At 59.1% G+C, this 15,224-nt stretch carries 18 protein-coding genes and 1 tRNA gene; 12 read left to right on the forward strand and 7 right to left on the reverse strand.

Annotated elements, in window-relative coordinates; all coding sequences use genetic code 11:
- Positions 1-16: 16 nt before the first annotated feature.
- Complete coding sequence (locus RIB87_RS07640; protein WP_350145193.1) at positions 17-985, reverse strand: SDR family oxidoreductase; 969 nt, start codon at positions 983-985, stop codon at positions 17-19.
- On the opposite strand from RIB87_RS07640, the gene RIB87_RS07645 reads away from it, so the two are divergent.
- Positions 984-1,811, forward strand: coding sequence for a tetratricopeptide repeat protein (locus tag RIB87_RS07645; RefSeq protein ID WP_350145195.1), 828 nt, complete (start codon positions 984-986; stop codon positions 1,809-1,811). The two genes, RIB87_RS07640 and RIB87_RS07645, sit on opposite strands and share 2 nt — an antisense overlap.
- Here the strand turns inward: RIB87_RS07645 and RIB87_RS07650 are convergent, their stop codons facing one another.
- Positions 1,812-2,504, reverse strand: a complete 693-nt coding sequence (locus RIB87_RS07650; RefSeq protein ID WP_350145197.1) for a glutathione S-transferase family protein — start codon at positions 2,502-2,504, stop codon at positions 1,812-1,814.
- A gap of 152 nt (positions 2,505-2,656) precedes the next feature.
- Here RIB87_RS07650 and RIB87_RS07655 point away from each other — a divergent pair, with 152 nt between their 5' ends.
- Complete coding sequence (locus RIB87_RS07655; RefSeq protein ID WP_350145199.1) at positions 2,657-3,460, forward strand: undecaprenyl-diphosphate phosphatase; 804 nt, start codon at positions 2,657-2,659, stop codon at positions 3,458-3,460.
- Here the strand turns inward: RIB87_RS07655 and RIB87_RS07660 are convergent.
- Complete coding sequence (locus RIB87_RS07660) at positions 3,457-4,437, reverse strand: complex I NDUFA9 subunit family protein (protein WP_502943230.1); 981 nt, start codon at positions 4,435-4,437, stop codon at positions 3,457-3,459. The two genes, RIB87_RS07655 and RIB87_RS07660, sit on opposite strands and share 4 nt — an antisense overlap.
- Positions 4,438-4,540: 103 nt before the next feature.
- Complete coding sequence (locus RIB87_RS07665; RefSeq protein WP_502943219.1) at positions 4,541-4,720, reverse strand: P-loop nucleotide/nucleoside kinase family protein; 180 nt, start codon at positions 4,718-4,720, stop codon at positions 4,541-4,543.
- 113 nt (positions 4,721-4,833) lie between these two features.
- On the opposite strand from RIB87_RS07665, the gene RIB87_RS07670 reads away from it, so the two are divergent.
- The 9 genes from RIB87_RS07670 (at position 4,834) to ptsN (ending at position 12,180) form a co-directional block, all read left to right on the forward strand.
- Positions 4,834-4,920 (forward strand) — tRNA-Leu (locus tag RIB87_RS07670).
- A gap of 51 nt (positions 4,921-4,971) precedes the next feature.
- Positions 4,972-5,583: a ribonuclease D gene (locus RIB87_RS07675; protein WP_350145203.1), complete on the forward strand. Its 612-nt coding sequence runs from the start codon at positions 4,972-4,974 to the stop codon at positions 5,581-5,583.
- Positions 5,584-5,780: 197 nt separating this feature from the next.
- A complete protein-coding gene (locus RIB87_RS07680; RefSeq protein WP_350145205.1) occupies positions 5,781-6,815 on the forward strand; it encodes a KpsF/GutQ family sugar-phosphate isomerase in 1,035 nt (344 codons plus the stop codon).
- Positions 6,812-7,519 (forward strand): LPS export ABC transporter periplasmic protein LptC, encoded by a 708-nt coding sequence (gene lptC / locus RIB87_RS07685; protein ID WP_350145207.1) that lies wholly within the window; start codon positions 6,812-6,814, stop codon positions 7,517-7,519. The genes RIB87_RS07680 and lptC overlap by 4 nt, the downstream gene beginning before the upstream one ends.
- A 38-nt stretch (positions 7,520-7,557) precedes the next feature.
- On the forward strand, positions 7,558-8,223 hold the full coding sequence (locus RIB87_RS07690; protein WP_350145209.1) for an LptA/OstA family protein: 666 nt from the start codon (positions 7,558-7,560) through the stop codon (positions 8,221-8,223).
- 119 nt (positions 8,224-8,342) lie between these two features.
- A complete protein-coding gene (lptB, locus tag RIB87_RS07695; protein WP_350145610.1) occupies positions 8,343-9,143 on the forward strand; it encodes an LPS export ABC transporter ATP-binding protein in 801 nt (266 codons plus the stop codon).
- Positions 9,144-9,161: 18 nt separating this feature from the next.
- Positions 9,162-10,775: an RNA polymerase factor sigma-54 gene (rpoN, locus tag RIB87_RS07700; protein WP_350145211.1), complete on the forward strand. Its 1,614-nt coding sequence runs from the start codon at positions 9,162-9,164 to the stop codon at positions 10,773-10,775.
- 214 nt (positions 10,776-10,989) lie between these two features.
- Positions 10,990-11,589, forward strand: coding sequence for a ribosome hibernation-promoting factor, HPF/YfiA family (gene hpf / locus RIB87_RS07705; protein ID WP_350145213.1), 600 nt, complete (start codon positions 10,990-10,992; stop codon positions 11,587-11,589).
- Positions 11,590-11,715: 126 nt separating this feature from the next.
- Positions 11,716-12,180: a PTS IIA-like nitrogen regulatory protein PtsN gene (gene ptsN / locus RIB87_RS07710; protein ID WP_350145215.1), complete on the forward strand. Its 465-nt coding sequence runs from the start codon at positions 11,716-11,718 to the stop codon at positions 12,178-12,180.
- A 32-nt stretch (positions 12,181-12,212) separates the two neighbouring features.
- On the opposite strand, the gene RIB87_RS07715 is transcribed toward ptsN, so the two are convergent.
- From RIB87_RS07715 to RIB87_RS07725, 3 genes are all read right to left on the reverse strand, one after another.
- Positions 12,213-12,482 carry a DUF1150 family protein gene (locus RIB87_RS07715; protein ID WP_350145217.1) on the reverse strand — a complete coding sequence of 90 codons (270 nt, stop codon included), beginning with the start codon at positions 12,480-12,482 and terminating at the stop codon, positions 12,213-12,215.
- A gap of 32 nt (positions 12,483-12,514) precedes the next feature.
- Positions 12,515-13,027: an Hsp20 family protein gene (locus RIB87_RS07720; RefSeq protein WP_350145219.1), complete on the reverse strand. Its 513-nt coding sequence runs from the start codon at positions 13,025-13,027 to the stop codon at positions 12,515-12,517.
- A gap of 160 nt (positions 13,028-13,187) precedes the next feature.
- A complete protein-coding gene (locus RIB87_RS07725) occupies positions 13,188-14,264 on the reverse strand; it encodes a DUF2855 family protein (RefSeq protein ID WP_350145221.1) in 1,077 nt (358 codons plus the stop codon).
- Between the two features lie 174 nt (positions 14,265-14,438).
- Between RIB87_RS07725 and RIB87_RS07730 the strand changes: the two genes are divergently transcribed.
- A complete protein-coding gene (locus tag RIB87_RS07730; protein ID WP_350145223.1) occupies positions 14,439-15,221 on the forward strand; it encodes an SDR family NAD(P)-dependent oxidoreductase in 783 nt (260 codons plus the stop codon).
- Positions 15,222-15,224: the final 3 nt, after the last annotated feature.

The following is a 15,224-nucleotide window of genomic DNA, read 5'->3' on the forward strand; positions in this document are numbered from 1 at the left end:
CGCCAGCTCCCTCATTTTACCCGTGCCCTTCACCGGCATCCAACAGCGCTTTCAGCCCCTCACGGTAGGTTGGGTGCTTCAGCCGAACGCCCAATACGTCCTTTATACGGTCATTCTTTACCCGCTTGGATTCGCTGTAGAAGCTGCGGCCCATAGGCGACATATCCGCCTCGTCATATGGCACCAGTGGTGGCGGGTCCAACCCCAAAAGGGTTGCGGCGTGGGCCACCACCTCCTGTGGAGGGGATGCTTCGTCATCGCACACGTTAAACGCCTGCGATGGAGCATCGCTGATGGCTGCAGCCACCAGCACCTGCGCAATGTCATCCACATGAATGCGCGAGAAAACCTGCCCCTGCTTGTCAATACGCTTTGCCGTGCCTTTGCGCAGGCTTTCAAGCTGGTTGCGACCCGGCCCGTAAATGCCCGCCAGTCTGAACACGTGCAGCGCAACACCCGCCTCGACAGCAAGGTCGCCCCATCCAAGCTCGGCGGTCACGCGCCGCTTGCCGCGATCTGTCGAGGGTACCAGCATACTGGTCTCGTTGACCCAACCACCTTGCCTGTCGCCATAGACGCCAGTCGTCGAGAGATAGCCAATCCACTGCAGGGTCGAAATCGCGGCAATATCGGCTGAATGCATCTGCAATACCGGGTCGCCTGTCTGGCCGGGCGGCACCGAGGCCAGCAGGTGTGTTGTACCAGCCAGCGCTGTTTGGGCATCGTCAAGCGGCGCATCGCCAAAAACAAATGCTTCAATGCCCTGTGCTTTTAGTGCGTCAGCTTTTTCAGCGGTGCGGCAGGTGCCCGCAACATGCCAGCCCTGCGCCTGAACGCGCCGGGCAAAGGCCAATGCTGAAAAGCCAAGACCAAAACAAAACAGTCGGTATGAGGACACGTCAATGCCTGCTTTCTTTTTAGTGTCGGGTTGTTGCCCGCCCAGCGCCTTGAAAACGCCACGCGTGTTGGCGACGTTACCCGCCATGAAAGACATCATAAATGCCATAAGACTGTTTTTTATCTGGGTGTGCGTGCTAATAGCAGGCGGCCTTGGCCTTCTGTTTTTCATCAGTCCGGCACCGGCATTGGCGCAGGGCACGGCGCCAAACCTCGACAGCGCCGCGCGCTACGCACAATGCATACAGCTCGTCTCGCGCGATCCCGACCAGGCGTTTGATCGCGCTCAGGCATGGCGCACAGATGGGGGTGGAGCTGCTGCCCGCCACTGCGAAGCACTGGCGCTGGTTGAACTCAAGCTTTATGGCGAGGCTGCAGTCCGGTTGGGCGATCTGGCTGATGCGCCCGATGCCGGCGGGCCGGGTGATCGCGCGGCCCTGCTTGCGCAGGCAGGGAATGCCTGGCTTCTTGCAGGCTCCGGCGAAAACGCAGTTGTCGCGCTTAGCGCCGCGCTGACCCTTACCCCCGGCGACGTTGATATGCTGATTGACCGTGCCCGTGGTCATGCAGCAGTCCAAAACTATGCTGCCGCTGATGCTGATCTGACGCAGGCCCTTGCCCAACGCCCTGACGCTACGAATGTGCTGGTCCTGCGCGCTGCCGCCCGTCGCGTGGACAACAATCTTGATGCTGCAAGCGCAGATATTAGCCAGGCACTGTCCCTCACACCCAACGATCCGTTTGCTCTGGTTGAGCGTGGCTCAATCAGATTGGCGCGCGGCGATACGCAAGGTGCTCGCGCCGACTGGGTGGCTGTTGCGCGCATCGTTGGCGAGGTGGACCCGGATGATCCACACGCAACGGCCCTGCGCGATGCACAGCGCAACCTTGAAGCGCTGGACGTTGAGCAGTAGCTAGAAATCCAGGTTGGCGTAGTGCTGCGCGGCGGGCATGCCTGGCACATGGTCTGCCAGCAACGGCCTGAAGGATGGGCGCGACTTGATGCGCGCATACCATTCCTTCGCCTGGGGAAAATCCGTCCACGGAACATTTCCCAGATAATCAACAGCTGAAAAATGCGCCGCTGCGGCAAGGTCAGCGATGGTCAGGGAATCACCGGCCAGCCAGTTGCGCCGTTCCACCAGAAATGAAACATAGTCCAGGTGGTAACTCACATTGTGCATACCGATGCGCACAATTTCTGTGTCAGGCGGCCCGCCACCCAGATCGCGCGGCAAAAAGCGCTTGACGATTTTTTCGTCCACCAGATTGCGGGTCACTTCGTCAGCAAACTTATCATCGAACCAGTCTGCAATGCGCCGGGCTTCTGCGCGATCCACAGGCCCGCCGGGCAACAGCACCATGCCGCCATCGGGGTCCTGGTAAATCTCGTCCAGATATTCCTGGATCACCCGGTCGCCGGCTACAGTGGTGCCATCCGGTTCCACAAGCACAGGCAGCATACCGGCAGGGTTGAGCACCAAAAGCTCTTCGCGCCGGTCCCATGGCCGTTCGGTTTCCATCTCGAAGGCAAGTTTCTTTTCGGCCAGCGCCAGACGGATCTTGCGGCATTTGGGGTCAAGCGGCTGGTGAAGGAGACGTCTCATGAGGCGCGCACTCTAACTGAATCGGCCATTTACAGCTGCCTCAAATGTATCTTTGCAACGGCCTCTTTGTAACGGGGCCATCATTGCGTAATGGTTTGGCGCTAGTCTGATTTGCAGCGCCCGCTTTCAGCCCACCTTACACCGAGACGCAAATGCCCCTCACCCAACTTATCGTCCTGGCCATCATTCAGGGGCTGACCGAGTTTTTGCCCATCAGTTCGTCCGGCCATCTGGCGCTTGTCGATGAATTGACCGGCTGGGCAGATCAGGGCGTGCTCATTGATGTGGCGATCCATGTGGGCTCGCTGTTTGCTGTACTCATCTATTTTCGCAGGGACGTGGCGGAACTGGTCGCCGGATCATTTTCTCTGCTTCGGGGCGAGATGACACAGGCCGGGCGGCTGGCGCTTTATCTCGTTGCTGCGAGCATTCCGATTTTTGTCATCGGCTTTGCCGTTGTGAACGCCGGGCTGGTGGATGGTCTGCGGGCCGCTGCCACAATCGCCTGGGCCAACATGATTTTCGCGCTGCTGCTTTACTGGAGCGATAAAGCGGGTGGCACAACACGTAAACTCGAAGACATGACATGGGGTCAGGCGATGCTCATCGGCATCGTGCAAATTGCTGCCATTGTACCCGGTGCCAGCCGGTCCGGTGTCACCATGATGATGGCGCGTTTTCTGGACTTTGACCGCCGCGAGGCAGCGCGTTTTTCCATGTTGCTCGCGATCCCAACTATTTTGGGTGCCGGCGCTGCTGCAACGCTGGAACTGGCGCAGACCGCAGATGTAACGTTGCAGGGCGACGCCGTTCTGGCTGCGGTGCTGTCGTTTGTTGCAGCACTGGCATCCATTGCCATTTTTATGCGACTGCTGGAAAAAATCTCGCTGACGCCATTCGTAATTTACCGCGTCGTACTCGGCGCGGCTTTGCTCGGGTGGCTCTATCTGGCCTAGGCGTTTTCGCGGTTGATATCGTGCTGGTACTGGCCCTGTCGGCGGTACATCCACAAATAGCCCGGCACAATCGCTTCCACTGATTTGGGCGTTATGCCCAGCGCCTCGATTGTGCGGTTCTCAGCCTTGGCCGTATCACTCACCACATTGTCGCTTTGCAGCATCTTGACCTGGTCAAGCGTCAGCAGCGGTGCGGGCAACAGTCCCAGAATACGTCCCTGCAATTTGGCGATGCCCCAGGGCACCGGTGCCAACAGGCGCTTGCGCTGGGTTTCACGCAGCACGATCTGCATCAGTTCCTTGAATGTGTAGGCCTCAGGGCCGCCCAACTCGTAGATTTTGCCGGACGTTGATGTGTCCGCCAGAGCCGTGCAAACAGCATCCGCCACATCATCCACGTAAACCGGCTGCATGCGGGTGTGCCCGCCGCCCAGCAGTGGAAGTGCAGGCAGGTATTTGGCCATTGCCGCAAACCGGTTGAAAAAACCGTCGCCGCTGCCAAACACGATCGAAGGCCGCAAAATCACAGCGTTAGGCAAGGCATCCAATACGGCCTGTTCGCCTTCGCCCTTTGAGCTTGCGTAGTCAGCAGCGCTTTCTTCATCTGCGCCAATGGCAGATACATGCACCAGCCGCTTGATGCCCTTTGTCTTGGCCGTCCACGCCACGCGCCCCGCGCCTTCCGTCTGCAGCGCGTCAAATGTCTGTTTGCCGGTCTCATACAAAATGCCGACCAGGTTGACGGCCATCTGCGCGCCGGAAAGAGCGCGCGCGACAGAATCGTCATCGCTGATGTCGGCATAAACAGCCTCGACCTGACCCGGAAGCCCCATGGTGCGCAAAAATCCGGCCCGCGAGGGGTGCCGCACGGCAGCGCGCACCCGATAGCCGCGCTTGGCCAGTTCGCGCACGACATGCCGCCCGATAAATCCCGATCCGCCGAAAACCGTTACGATTGTAGCGCTCACGCTGGTTATATCCTCAATCCAAGAAACCCCATCTACCGCCGGTTCGCGCACCGAACGGCATACCGTGTAGATAGCCCAGCACAACCTCCACGCCTAGGGGCGCACGGCACCATCATGAAATCGTCCTCAGAATCTCCTCAACCGCATCGACCGGCGCCATTGCAGATGACGCAATGGCTTGCTCGATAGAATCAACCCGAAGATAGAGCGCGCCCAATCGACCGGCCAAAGGGCGCGACGCGGTTGTCTTGCCGGTGCCGGGCAGGCCGCACATCACGATCAATCGGGGCAAGGAGCGTTCCTGAGGTCAAAGCGCAAAAGCAGTTCAACGTATTCTACTCTTGATCCGCTGTCAGCGCAGCGCTATGTCTCGCCCCCCGCACACACGGTTGGTGCGGGATTAAGGCCCAGGTGGCGGAATTGGTAGACGCGCTAGCTTCAGGTGCTAGTGTCCGAAAGGACGTGGAAGTTCGAGTCTTCTCCTGGGCACCACTCTTCTTTGACTTATGGTATGGCAGCAGTTTTTGGGAGCATGGTCGATAGATGACAACCACGCTCCACAAGTCTGATCTGCCGGATGGCCTCGACCTTGGGGCTGTTGTCGCCGTTGATACGGAGACAATGGGCCTTAACCCGCACCGCGATGAATTGTGCGTTGTGCAGTTGTCGTCCGGTGATGGCACCGCTCACGTGGTGCAGATGGATCGGGCGACCTACAACTGCCCCAATCTCAAGGCGCTGTTTTCCGACCCCGATTCCGTGAAGTTGTTCCACTTCGCGCGCTTTGACGTGGGTATGATCCGCAAATATCTGGGGGTTGAGTGTGCCCCTGTGTACTGCACAAAAATTGCCTCCAGACTGGTGCGCACCTATACGGATCGCCATGGGTTGAAGGACCTGAGCCGCGAGTTGCTGGGCCTTGATATGTCCAAGCAACAACAAAGCTCTGATTGGGGCGCGGATACGCTGACCGACGCGCAACTGGCCTATGCAGCGTCTGATGTGCTGCATCTGCATGAGTTGAAGGCGACGCTGGACATGATGCTGGCCCGCGAGGGCCGAAGTGAACTGGCTCAGGCGTGCTTCGATTTCCTGCCGACCCGTGCAGCACTTGATCTGGCTGGCTGGCCCGAAACCGACATTTTCGCGCACTAAGCGCCCAAAACTGCTTGTCGGCCAGTGCCTCTAAAGCGCCCGATTTTTGGGCAATATCATTGACCTCACGCGACTGCCGGACACATACTCCGCACCGGTAGCTTGCGTTTGGCAAGGTTTTTGCTTAAACGCGCCGCTTGCGTGCTCCGCGAGCCCCGTATTTTCCCGTGACCATCAGGACAGCGGCACTTCAACCAATGGCAAAGACGCAAAAACCGCTGCCCACATCGCCCGTTAAGGCGGCTGGTCCGGCTCTCAGCGCGCAGGACCGCGAGGCTGCGGGGCGCGTTCTGACTTTGGCGTCCCAGGCGCTTGCACACCTGCGCGACACCTTGGATGGAAGGTTTGCTCAGGCCATTGATGCCGTGTTGCAGACCCAGGGCCGCGTGATTGTGTCGGGCATGGGCAAGAGCGGTCATGTGGCCCGCAAGATTGCAGCGACGCTGGCCTCCACAGGCACGCCTGCGCAATACGTTCATCCCGGCGAGGCCAGCCATGGCGACCTTGGCATGGTGACGCGCGCGGATTGCCTGCTGGTGCTTTCCAACTCCGGTGAAAATCAGGAACTGGGTGACATTATTGCGCACGGCAAGCGCATAGCCATTCCATTGATTGCCATTACCAGCAAGCCTGCATCCACGCTGGCGCGTGCGGCCACCATATTGCTGCCGCTGCCTGCTGCTGAAGAAGCCTGCCCCATGGGCATGGCCCCCACCACGTCGTCCACCATGATGATCGCGCTGGGCGATGCGCTGGCTGTGGCCTTAATGGAGCGGCGCGGTTTCACCAAGGACAAGTATCGCGAACTGCACCCCGGCGGCAGGCTTGGCCAGATGCTGGTGCGAGTCGCTGACGTGATGCGCCCTGCTGATCGTGTGCCGCTTGTTGCACCTGATACATCCGTGCCTGACGCTGTGGCGCGCATTACCGAAGCTGGTGTCGGGTGTACCGGCGTTGCTGATGCGCAGGGCCGTCTTATTGGTGTCATCACCGATGGTGACCTGCGGCGGCATCTGGGCGCTGACCTTGTCACCAGAACGGCGCAGAGCATCATGACAAACACTCCGCGCATCATCTCGCATGACGCGCTGGCAGGCGAGGCGATTGCGCGCATGAACGATGTCAGTCCCCCCGTCATGGTGTTGTTTGTCGTACCCCAAGAAGGTGCGCAGCCGCAGGTACCGGTGGGCATTTTGCATATGCATGATCTGTTACGGGCGGGCTTTGCATGAGCGCAGCCTCACCCACATCCAAACACCGGCGCCGCGTGGCACCCTCGCGCCCGCGCAGGCAGGTCGATGCTGCGCGCACGGCAGCCTATAGCCGTTTTGTCAGTGCCATGAAAGCGGGCCTTGCCCTCACGGCCCTGTCGCTTGTCGGTGCGCTGTTGTTCTTGTCGGGTACGTTTGACGGGCCGGACGAACTGGACATTACCTTTGCCGAGGTTACGTCGCGCACGGATGATCTGCGCATGGTCAGCCCGCGCATTGCTGACGTGGATGAGTTGGGCCGCCCCTACACCATCACTGCCGCCAGCGCCGTTCAGGATGCGGACAATCCCGGTCTTATTCACCTTGATGATGTGGCCGGTGATCTTGTTGGCAATACCGGTGCCTCATGGACGGCTGTAACGTCCAGAAACGGGCAGCTCAACACTGATGAAGAATGGATCGACCTCATAACGGACGTTGAGCTGTTCACTGATGACGGCTTTCAGTTTCGCGGCGACGTTGTGCGCGTCAATCTTGGCTCCGGTGATATTTCCAGCGACACGCCTGTTTTTGCTCAGGGACCTGCGGGCACCGCTGAGGGTGGCGGGCTGCGTGTGACCGATTCAGGCGACACCATCACACTCATCAACGGGTCGCGGCTGGTGATATTTGATAGCGGCACAGGCGGCGGTTTTGCCAGCCTGTTTGAGCCGGGGGACGGCTAGGGGCCATTGAGAAGGCGCAAAATAAAGTGAACAAGCAAATGACACCTGACCTTACCCGAACTTTTGTGGCGCGTGCCGCCGCGTCATTTTTGGCGTTGGCGTTGGCGCTGACCGCCAGTGCTGTATTTGCTCAGGGTACGGATGGGTCAGGTGGCGGGTTTACGTCTGATCCCGGCGAACCCATTGAGGTTGTGTCCGACACCGCAGAGTGGAAGCGAGCTGAAAGCGTGGCGATCTTCACAGGCCGCGTGGACGCGGTGCAGGGCACCATGCGGCTGCGCGCAGACCAGGTGTTTGTGCATTATGTTCAGCACGATGATGAGTCAGAAGCCATCCCAACGCCCTCTGAAAATGTGCCTCCAGGCTTTGAAGCAGACCCGGTGCCCGCTGAACAGGGCCCCGCGCCAGGGCAGAGCATCACCAAGATTGACGCCAGGGGAAACGTCATCATCACCGATGTGGACGAGCAGACCGCTAACGGCGACTGGGCACTCTATGACGTTGCAACCCGGCGTATTTATATGGGCGACACAGTTGTGCTGACCCAGGGAGCGAGCGTTATCCGGGGTCAGAAGCTGGTGATGAATCTCGACACCGGCGAAACCGTGGTGGATGCAGGTGACGCAGGTGTTGGCGGAACCCAGGGCGGCCGTGTTCGCTCGCTGTTTGTGCCTGCTGAAAACGCCTCGGACCCCACACCCTGACCAGACATTGAGGGCAAAACACCCTGCTTGGGCGTCATAGAGGCAAAAATCGTGCCTTTTTCTCCGTAGCCTCAACATGGTTCACAGAATTTTAAGCGCAAGGCGAACTAATGAACGGTATGAACCGCACGACAACACACCCTGGCACACAAAAAGCTGACACGGCGGCAGGCTCAGGCCCGCGCCTTGTTGCGGCCTCGTCGGGTCTTGTCGTGGAGGCAATCGGCAAAACCTACAACAAACGCCCTGTCGTGCGCGGCGTTTCCATGCATGTGGAACGTGGTGAGGCTGTAGGTCTGCTCGGCCCGAACGGCGCGGGCAAAACCACTTGTTTTTATATGATTGCCGGGTTGGTGGAAGCTGATTACGGGCGCGTCGAACTCGACGGTGTGGATATTTCAAACCTGCCAATGTACCGCCGCGCCCGCATGGGCATTGGTTACCTGCCACAGGAAGCATCTATCTTCCGTGGGCTGACGGTTGAAGAGAACATTCGTGCCGTCATTGAGCTGGTGGAATCGGATCACGCGAGCCGCGAAAACATGCTGGACGAGCTTCTGGCAGAGTTTTCCATCACGCATCTGCGCCGGACTCCATCCATTGCGCTGTCAGGCGGTGAACGGCGCCGCGTCGAGATTGCCCGCGCCATGGCGGCCCAGCCTAACTACATGCTGCTCGATGAGCCGTTTGCGGGCATTGACCCCATTGCCACAGGCGACATCCACGAACTTGTCAGCCATTTGAAAGAGCGCGGCATCGGCGTGCTCATCACGGATCACAATGTGCGTGAAACCCTCGAATTGATTGACCGCGCCTACATCATTCACGATGGGCAGCTTCTTCTGGAAGGCCTGCCCTCCGAGATCGTCGGCAACGAAGACGTGCGCCGCCTTTATCTCGGCGAGCGCTTTTCGCTGTAGGCGGGAAGGCGGGGCGCGATGGCATTAGCACCACGTCTGGAGATGCGTCAGGGCCAGTCCCTTGTCATGACGCCGCAACTCCAGCAGGCCATCAAGCTCCTGCAACTCTCCAACATCGAGCTCGCGTCGTTCGTAGAGCAGGAACTCGAAAAAAACCCGCTTCTTGATCGCGACGAACGCCCCGACGTGCCGGACGCAGCTGCTGAAAGCGCCGACCGTGATACGGCAGGTGCTGAGGCCGACACGGCAATGAACGGTGATGCCTCGGCGGCAGGCGGTGATGATTTTGCTGACCCCGACCCGGCACCCATGTCGCTGGACGACGCGTCGGCAACCTCTGAAATCGACACCAGTTTCGACGATATCCATCCTGAAGATGCGGGGTCTGACCGGGCAGGAACGGACGGCGACACGCCGCCCGCAGCGTTGGGCGGTTCCGACTGGTCATCGTCGGCAGGCGGCAGTGGCGGTGGCGGCATGGACGGGTCCGACATGGACCTTGAGGGCCGCCTGACCCGCGACCTTACCTTGTGGGAAGCCCTCACCGAACAGCTTGATATGGCGATTTTTGACCCTGACAAACGGATGATCGGCCGGTTTCTGATTGATGGCGTGGATGACGCCGGGTACCTGCGTCTTGACGCAGGCGAAGATGGCGCACCCGGTACACTGGCTGACCTCGCCGAACGCCTTGGTGCCTCGTTGCAGGACGTGGAGCAGGTTCTGCAGGTTTGTCAGGGTTTTGAACCTACCGGTGTCTTCGCCCGTTCTTTGAAGGAGTGCATGGCGCTTCAACTGGCGGAAAAAAACCGCCTTGACCCGGTCATGCAGTGCTTCCTCGACAACCTTGAGCTTGTCGCGCGCCACGACCTCAACCAGCTGTGCAAGGTGTGCGGCGTGGATGAAGAAGACATCCGCGACATGATCGATGAAGTCCGCGCGCTTGATCCGCGTCCGGGCCTGGTCATGGGCGGCGAAACTGCGGCTCCTGTTGTGCCGGACGTGTTTGTGCGCGCCGCTCAGGGGGGTGGTTGGACCGTTGAGCTCAATACCGAAACCCTGCCGCGCGTGTTGGTGAACCAGCAGTATTACGCAACCGTTGCCGGGGCGACCCAAAAGAAAGACGACAAACTGTATCTGTCAGACTGTCTGCAGACAGCAAACTGGCTGGTGAAGAGCCTTGACCAGCGCGCCCGCACGATTTTGAAGGTCAGCCGGGAAATCGTCCGTCAGCAGGACGGATTCTTCGCCCATGGCATTTCGCATTTGCGCCCGCTCAATCTCAAGACGATTGCAGACGCGATCGAGATGCATGAATCAACGGTCAGCCGGGTGACCTCAAACAAGTTCATGGCCACATCGCGTGGCGTATTTGAACTGAAATATTTTTTCACGTCCGCCATTTCAGCAACCGATGGCGGCGACGCGCATTCCGCTGAAGCCGTGCGCCATCGCATCCGCGAACTGGTAGATGCAGAAAGCCCTGCAAAAATCCTGTCGGACGACAAAATTGTCGAGATTCTCAAACTGAGCGGCATTGATATTGCCCGGCGCACCGTCGCCAAGTACCGAGAGGCGCTGCATATACCATCGTCTGTTGAGCGCCGCCGCGCGAAGCGGCTAAGCGCCTGATAGGTAAGTATAATTCAGGCCAGCCTCTGTGCTCGTTGAGGCTCTTAAAGGGCGTGTTGACACCCATGGGGGAGATAACTAGGGTCCGGCGCTCAGGCGATGTGTGCAGTGTTATGCAGGCATATCCTGGACCCGGCGGGACCACCGCCAACGCGCATTGAACGACTACGCGTTATACCTACTGGCAAGCGCGCCACCGGCGCAAATGAGGCTCATGCAGGTTCAAGTCACCGGCAAACACATCGATGTGGGAGACGCACTGCGCACCCACGTTACGGACCGTCTTGCAGCGGCTGCCGAAAAATATCTCAACCGCGCAACGGATGCACATGTGGTGTTCTCGAAAGAGGGGCATGAGTACCAGGCTGACTGCACGCTGCGGTTGGGCCACGGCGTGGTGTTGCAAAGCAAGGATCGCGCAGGCGACATTTATGCAAGTTTTGACGGCGCTGCCGACAAGATGGAAAAGCGCCTGCGCCGCCACAAGCGCCGTCTGAAAGACCACCATGCAGAAGGACGGGCCGCTCCGGACGAGTTCGAGTTGCCAGCCCGCGTTCTTGCGGGCGAGAGCAGCGATGCCGATATTGATACTGAAATGAGTGATGACGGGTCAGACGGCCCGGCAGACGACCAGCCCGTCATCATCGCCGAAACAACAACCAAGTTGCAGCGCCTGTCCGTGGGTGAAGCCGTGATGCGGTTGGATTTGGCGGATAAGCCTTTCCTGCTGTTCAAGGCCGGATCGGATGAGGTCGTGAGTATGGTATATCGCCGCGACGACGGAAACATCGGCTGGGTGGAACTGGGCAAATAGCCCGACACATGAAGGCGCACAACAGACGGACACAAGCTCCGCGAGCGCGCAGTTTATAGTTTGACTTTTTGCTCGCTCTGGGCGCCCCGCAAGCGGGGCCGGGCGTGCAGCATTTAGGGACGTGATATGGATCTGTCAGATCTCGTGACGGCCGATCGTGTTTTTGCGAGCCTGCATTCAGGCAGCAAAAAACAGGTGCTTCAGGATCTCGCGAGCCGCGCCAGTGAGGCCAGCGGCATTGATACGCGTGTTATTTTTGAAGCACTGATTGAACGCGAACGGCTTGGCTCCACCGGCGTTGGTCATGGTATTGCCATACCCCATGCCCGCTTGGCGGACATGACGCAGCTTGAGGGCTTTTTTGCGCGTCTTGAAACACCCATAGAGTTTGATGCTGTGGACAGCGCGCCGGTTGATCTGGTTTTCCTGCTGCTGGTCCCCGAAGAATCAGGCGCGGACCATCTTAAGGCTCTGGCCCGCATTTCGCGCCTGCTGCGAAATGAAGCCGTGACCAACCAGCTTCGCAGTGCGAGCACGGTAGCCGAACTCTTTCAGACACTCACACGGCCCGCTGAAAGCCACGCCGCCTAGTCTGCGCCGGACTTCGTCGGCTTATGCGTACATTAGTGTACGCTGACGGGATCCAGGTCATACTGGCGCGCGCCCGCAAAGGCTGCTTCACGATCATCAACAATAGCCATACGGGTACCGTCAGCGGCGTGCACCGCAAAGAACCGGGCATCCGTTGGAATGTCGGTGTCATCGCCGATAACATCGCGCACTGCGTCCTGTCCGACTTCTCGCACATACACAATCTTGGGCGCGCCAAGCGCTGCAAAGTCCTGTGTGCTCATTGCGCTACGGACCATGGGTGAAACCTGTTCGTTATTCATGACGCATACTCCTTGTTACGCCTGCCTCTGGGTTAGACGGCAGATTTTTGCGACACGGGTTCGGGGGCGGTGTCATCAAGCTGGCGGACTTTCTGGCGCGTGTTTCCAGTTGAGGGGCCAATCTCGATACGTCGCACCGATTGAGCGGGTTCCGGCTTGACCAGATCAATGCTCAAGAGCCCATTTTCAAGGTCTGCGGCAATAACATCCAGACCATCTGCCAGCACAAAAACACGCACGAACTGCCGTGCGGCAATGCCGCGATGTAGATAGGCGCGATCTTCGTCCTCGGACTGCTTGCCGCGGATCACAAGCTCGTTACCTTCAACGCTCACGGCTAGCTCGTCGCGGGTGAAGCCGGCAACGGCAAGCGTAATGCGGAACCGGTGGAGATCACCATCTCCGGCACTGTCAGCGCTGTGCGTCTGCTCAATGTTGAAGGGAGGGTAGCCATCATTCGACAGCCTGCCGACCCGATCCAGAAGCTGCTCAAGGCCATCAAAACCCAGCAGCAACGGGTGGGTAAAAGGGGTAACCCGTGTCATGTGCAAAAGCCCTCATACAAAAGCGGCTTTATCTCAGGGCTGATGCGCGGAAAACCCGCAAAGTCAGCCCATCCAGCCCCAGTATGGGCACCAGACCCTTAATAAATGGGGGCATTGCCACCAAGATCAAGATGCCCGAGTGAGTGTGCTCTACTGCGCCTTAACCCTTGGAAACCGCAACAATGTGCCCGTCTCCGGGGACTACACCTTCAAGTAGCGAGGCATAGGTCGTCCCCATGTCGGTAAAGGCGTGGCTTCGCAGCTCAACCCAGTTTTCAGCGACGCTGCAAAACGCCAGCGACCCTTCCGCAATGCGCGCGTCATGCGCTGCAAGCCCGTCCTTCTCGCGCTGCTCAACCATGTGGGTTGGCACAAAAAAGAAGTCCGGAACGGGGCCTGGCAAGGGGGCTGCATCATTACGGGGCGCATCCCAGTGGGTGGCCCCTACGCCCGTGCTGTTTTTCAGCCTGTCACCTAAATGCGCGTGAACCTGCGCAAGCACGCTGCGATTGCCCGACATGTCCACATATATGCTTGGTTCACTTCGAGGGAGTTTCGCAACCTCGTCATAGGACAATACCGTGTCGTAGAGGCCCAGCCCCTCGACAAAGCTCTTGTTTGATTCCGACGTAAGGCCAACCACCTTTACGCCAGGTCGCTTGCCGGCGAGATAGGCCAGCCCGTACCCGGTTTTGCTGGAAGCGCTGCCGATGATGAGCGTAGATGCACCAAAAAAACCGTTGGCCGCAAAATGATCGTCCATATGCATCGACGTCACGTACAGAATACGCAGGATGCATTGCAGGTCGTCCGTCCTGCCGTCAAAACCGTTGGCGGGCGTGACTGCCAGATACTCCTGATAGATAGCAGGCAGGTCGGCGCGATGGCTTGATCCGTCATTGAAGCCCCGCGCCGACACCGCCACCGGCATCATCAACACCTCATTGGACATCGGCACATAGCCGAAAAATCTGTCACCGACGGTTATGCCGGGATGATTGCTTTTGGTTACACGGGCAATGCCCCAGGCCGGAATGCGGCCCAGTCCCTCGCTGGCCGGGAAAAAGTTCCAATAGCCCAGCATGTCGCCCGCCATGCCATAGGAAATGTTGTTGGCGGTCAGCGCGAACCGCTCAACCGCCAGCACCACCTGGCCGTTACCAGGCTTAAGAGGGGCAGCCTTGGCAAGGCGGGCATCCCGCAGGTCGGCGCGGCTGACCACAAAATCATGAGTCATCGGGTGTCCTTGTGTTGAGCTTTAGTGTTTTCCGCAAAATGGTGCCTGCAGTGTCCATGCTGATCAAGAGCTCCTTGTTGCTCAGGGCCCCGTATTGCTCAGGGCCCCGTATTGCTCAGGGAGGTGAACTGCCTATTGTGGTGCGCGAAAAAAACAACCTGAGGAAACGCCATAATGATCCCCTATCAGCCACTTGACCGGTCTATTGCCGGACGTACCGCCATCGTCACCGGAGCCGCCAGCGGCATGGGCCGGGCGACGGCGCATCTGTTTGCCCGAGAGGGCGCAAATGTGGCCGTCACCGATTTGGAGCAAGTGGGATGTGACGCCGTGGTTGCGGAGATTGAGGCCGCCGGTTTCAAGACCGCCAAAGCATGGGCACTCGATGTTGGGGATCATGACGCGATCAAGCGGGTGGTTGCGGCAACGGCTGAGACATTCGGCGGCATAGACATCATCGTCAACAACGCGGGCCTTGCGCGACCCGTACCGCTGGGCGAGGACGGATATGACGAAAGCTGGGATCTGAGCCTCAACGTGATGCTTACCTCGCACCAGCGCATGGTGCGCGCCGCTCTGCCGCATCTGCGAAAGTCTGACGCTGCGCGCATTGTTAATGTGGCCTCGACCGAGGGGCTGGGCGCGACGCCAATGAACTCAGCCTATGTTGCCGCCAAAACAGGTGTCATCGGCCTGACACGCGCGATGGCTGTTGAGTTTGGCCGCGATGGGATTACGGCCAACTGCATTTGTCCGGGGCCGATCATTACAGGCATCACGTCGGGCATCTCAGACGAACACAAAGAGATCTTTGCCAAGCGCCGTGTTCCCCTGCGCCGTTATGGCATTCCCGAAGAAGTGGCAAATGTCACGTTATCCGTTGTGCTCCCTGCTTCCAGCTTCCTCACGGGTGCAACCATTCCCGTGGATGGAGGCCTGACGATCAAGAACGCCTGACGC

The sequence above is a fragment of the Pyruvatibacter sp. genome, from assembly GCF_040219635.1.
Classification (GTDB): domain Bacteria; phylum Pseudomonadota; class Alphaproteobacteria; order CGMCC-115125; family CGMCC-115125; genus Pyruvatibacter.

Excerpts from the sequence above, each read along its gene's own strand:
- RIB87_RS07645 (WP_350145195.1), top strand. The coding sequence starts at position 984 with ATGAAAGACATCATAAATGCCATAAGACTGTTTTTTATCTGGGTGTGC.
- RIB87_RS07640 (WP_350145193.1), bottom strand. The coding sequence starts at position 985 with ATGGCGGGTAACGTCGCCAACACGCGTGGCGTTTTCAAGGCGCTGGGC.
- RIB87_RS07650 (WP_350145197.1), bottom strand. The coding sequence starts at position 2,504 with ATGAGACGTCTCCTTCACCAGCCGCTTGACCCCAAATGCCGCAAGATC.
- RIB87_RS07655 (WP_350145199.1), top strand. The coding sequence starts at position 2,657 with ATGCCCCTCACCCAACTTATCGTCCTGGCCATCATTCAGGGGCTGACC.
- RIB87_RS07675 (WP_350145203.1), top strand. The coding sequence starts at position 4,972 with ATGACAACCACGCTCCACAAGTCTGATCTGCCGGATGGCCTCGACCTT.
- RIB87_RS07680 (WP_350145205.1), top strand. The coding sequence starts at position 5,781 with ATGGCAAAGACGCAAAAACCGCTGCCCACATCGCCCGTTAAGGCGGCT.
- lptC (WP_350145207.1), top strand. The coding sequence starts at position 6,812 with ATGAGCGCAGCCTCACCCACATCCAAACACCGGCGCCGCGTGGCACCC.
- RIB87_RS07690 (WP_350145209.1), top strand. The coding sequence starts at position 7,558 with ATGACACCTGACCTTACCCGAACTTTTGTGGCGCGTGCCGCCGCGTCA.
- lptB (WP_350145610.1), top strand. The coding sequence starts at position 8,343 with ATGAACCGCACGACAACACACCCTGGCACACAAAAAGCTGACACGGCG.
- rpoN (WP_350145211.1), top strand. The coding sequence starts at position 9,162 with ATGGCATTAGCACCACGTCTGGAGATGCGTCAGGGCCAGTCCCTTGTC.
- hpf (WP_350145213.1), top strand. The coding sequence starts at position 10,990 with ATGCAGGTTCAAGTCACCGGCAAACACATCGATGTGGGAGACGCACTG.
- ptsN (WP_350145215.1), top strand. The coding sequence starts at position 11,716 with ATGGATCTGTCAGATCTCGTGACGGCCGATCGTGTTTTTGCGAGCCTG.
- RIB87_RS07715 (WP_350145217.1), bottom strand. The coding sequence starts at position 12,482 with ATGAATAACGAACAGGTTTCACCCATGGTCCGTAGCGCAATGAGCACA.
- RIB87_RS07720 (WP_350145219.1), bottom strand. The coding sequence starts at position 13,027 with ATGACACGGGTTACCCCTTTTACCCACCCGTTGCTGCTGGGTTTTGAT.
- RIB87_RS07725 (WP_350145221.1), bottom strand. The coding sequence starts at position 14,264 with ATGACTCATGATTTTGTGGTCAGCCGCGCCGACCTGCGGGATGCCCGC.
- RIB87_RS07730 (WP_350145223.1), top strand. The coding sequence starts at position 14,439 with ATGATCCCCTATCAGCCACTTGACCGGTCTATTGCCGGACGTACCGCC.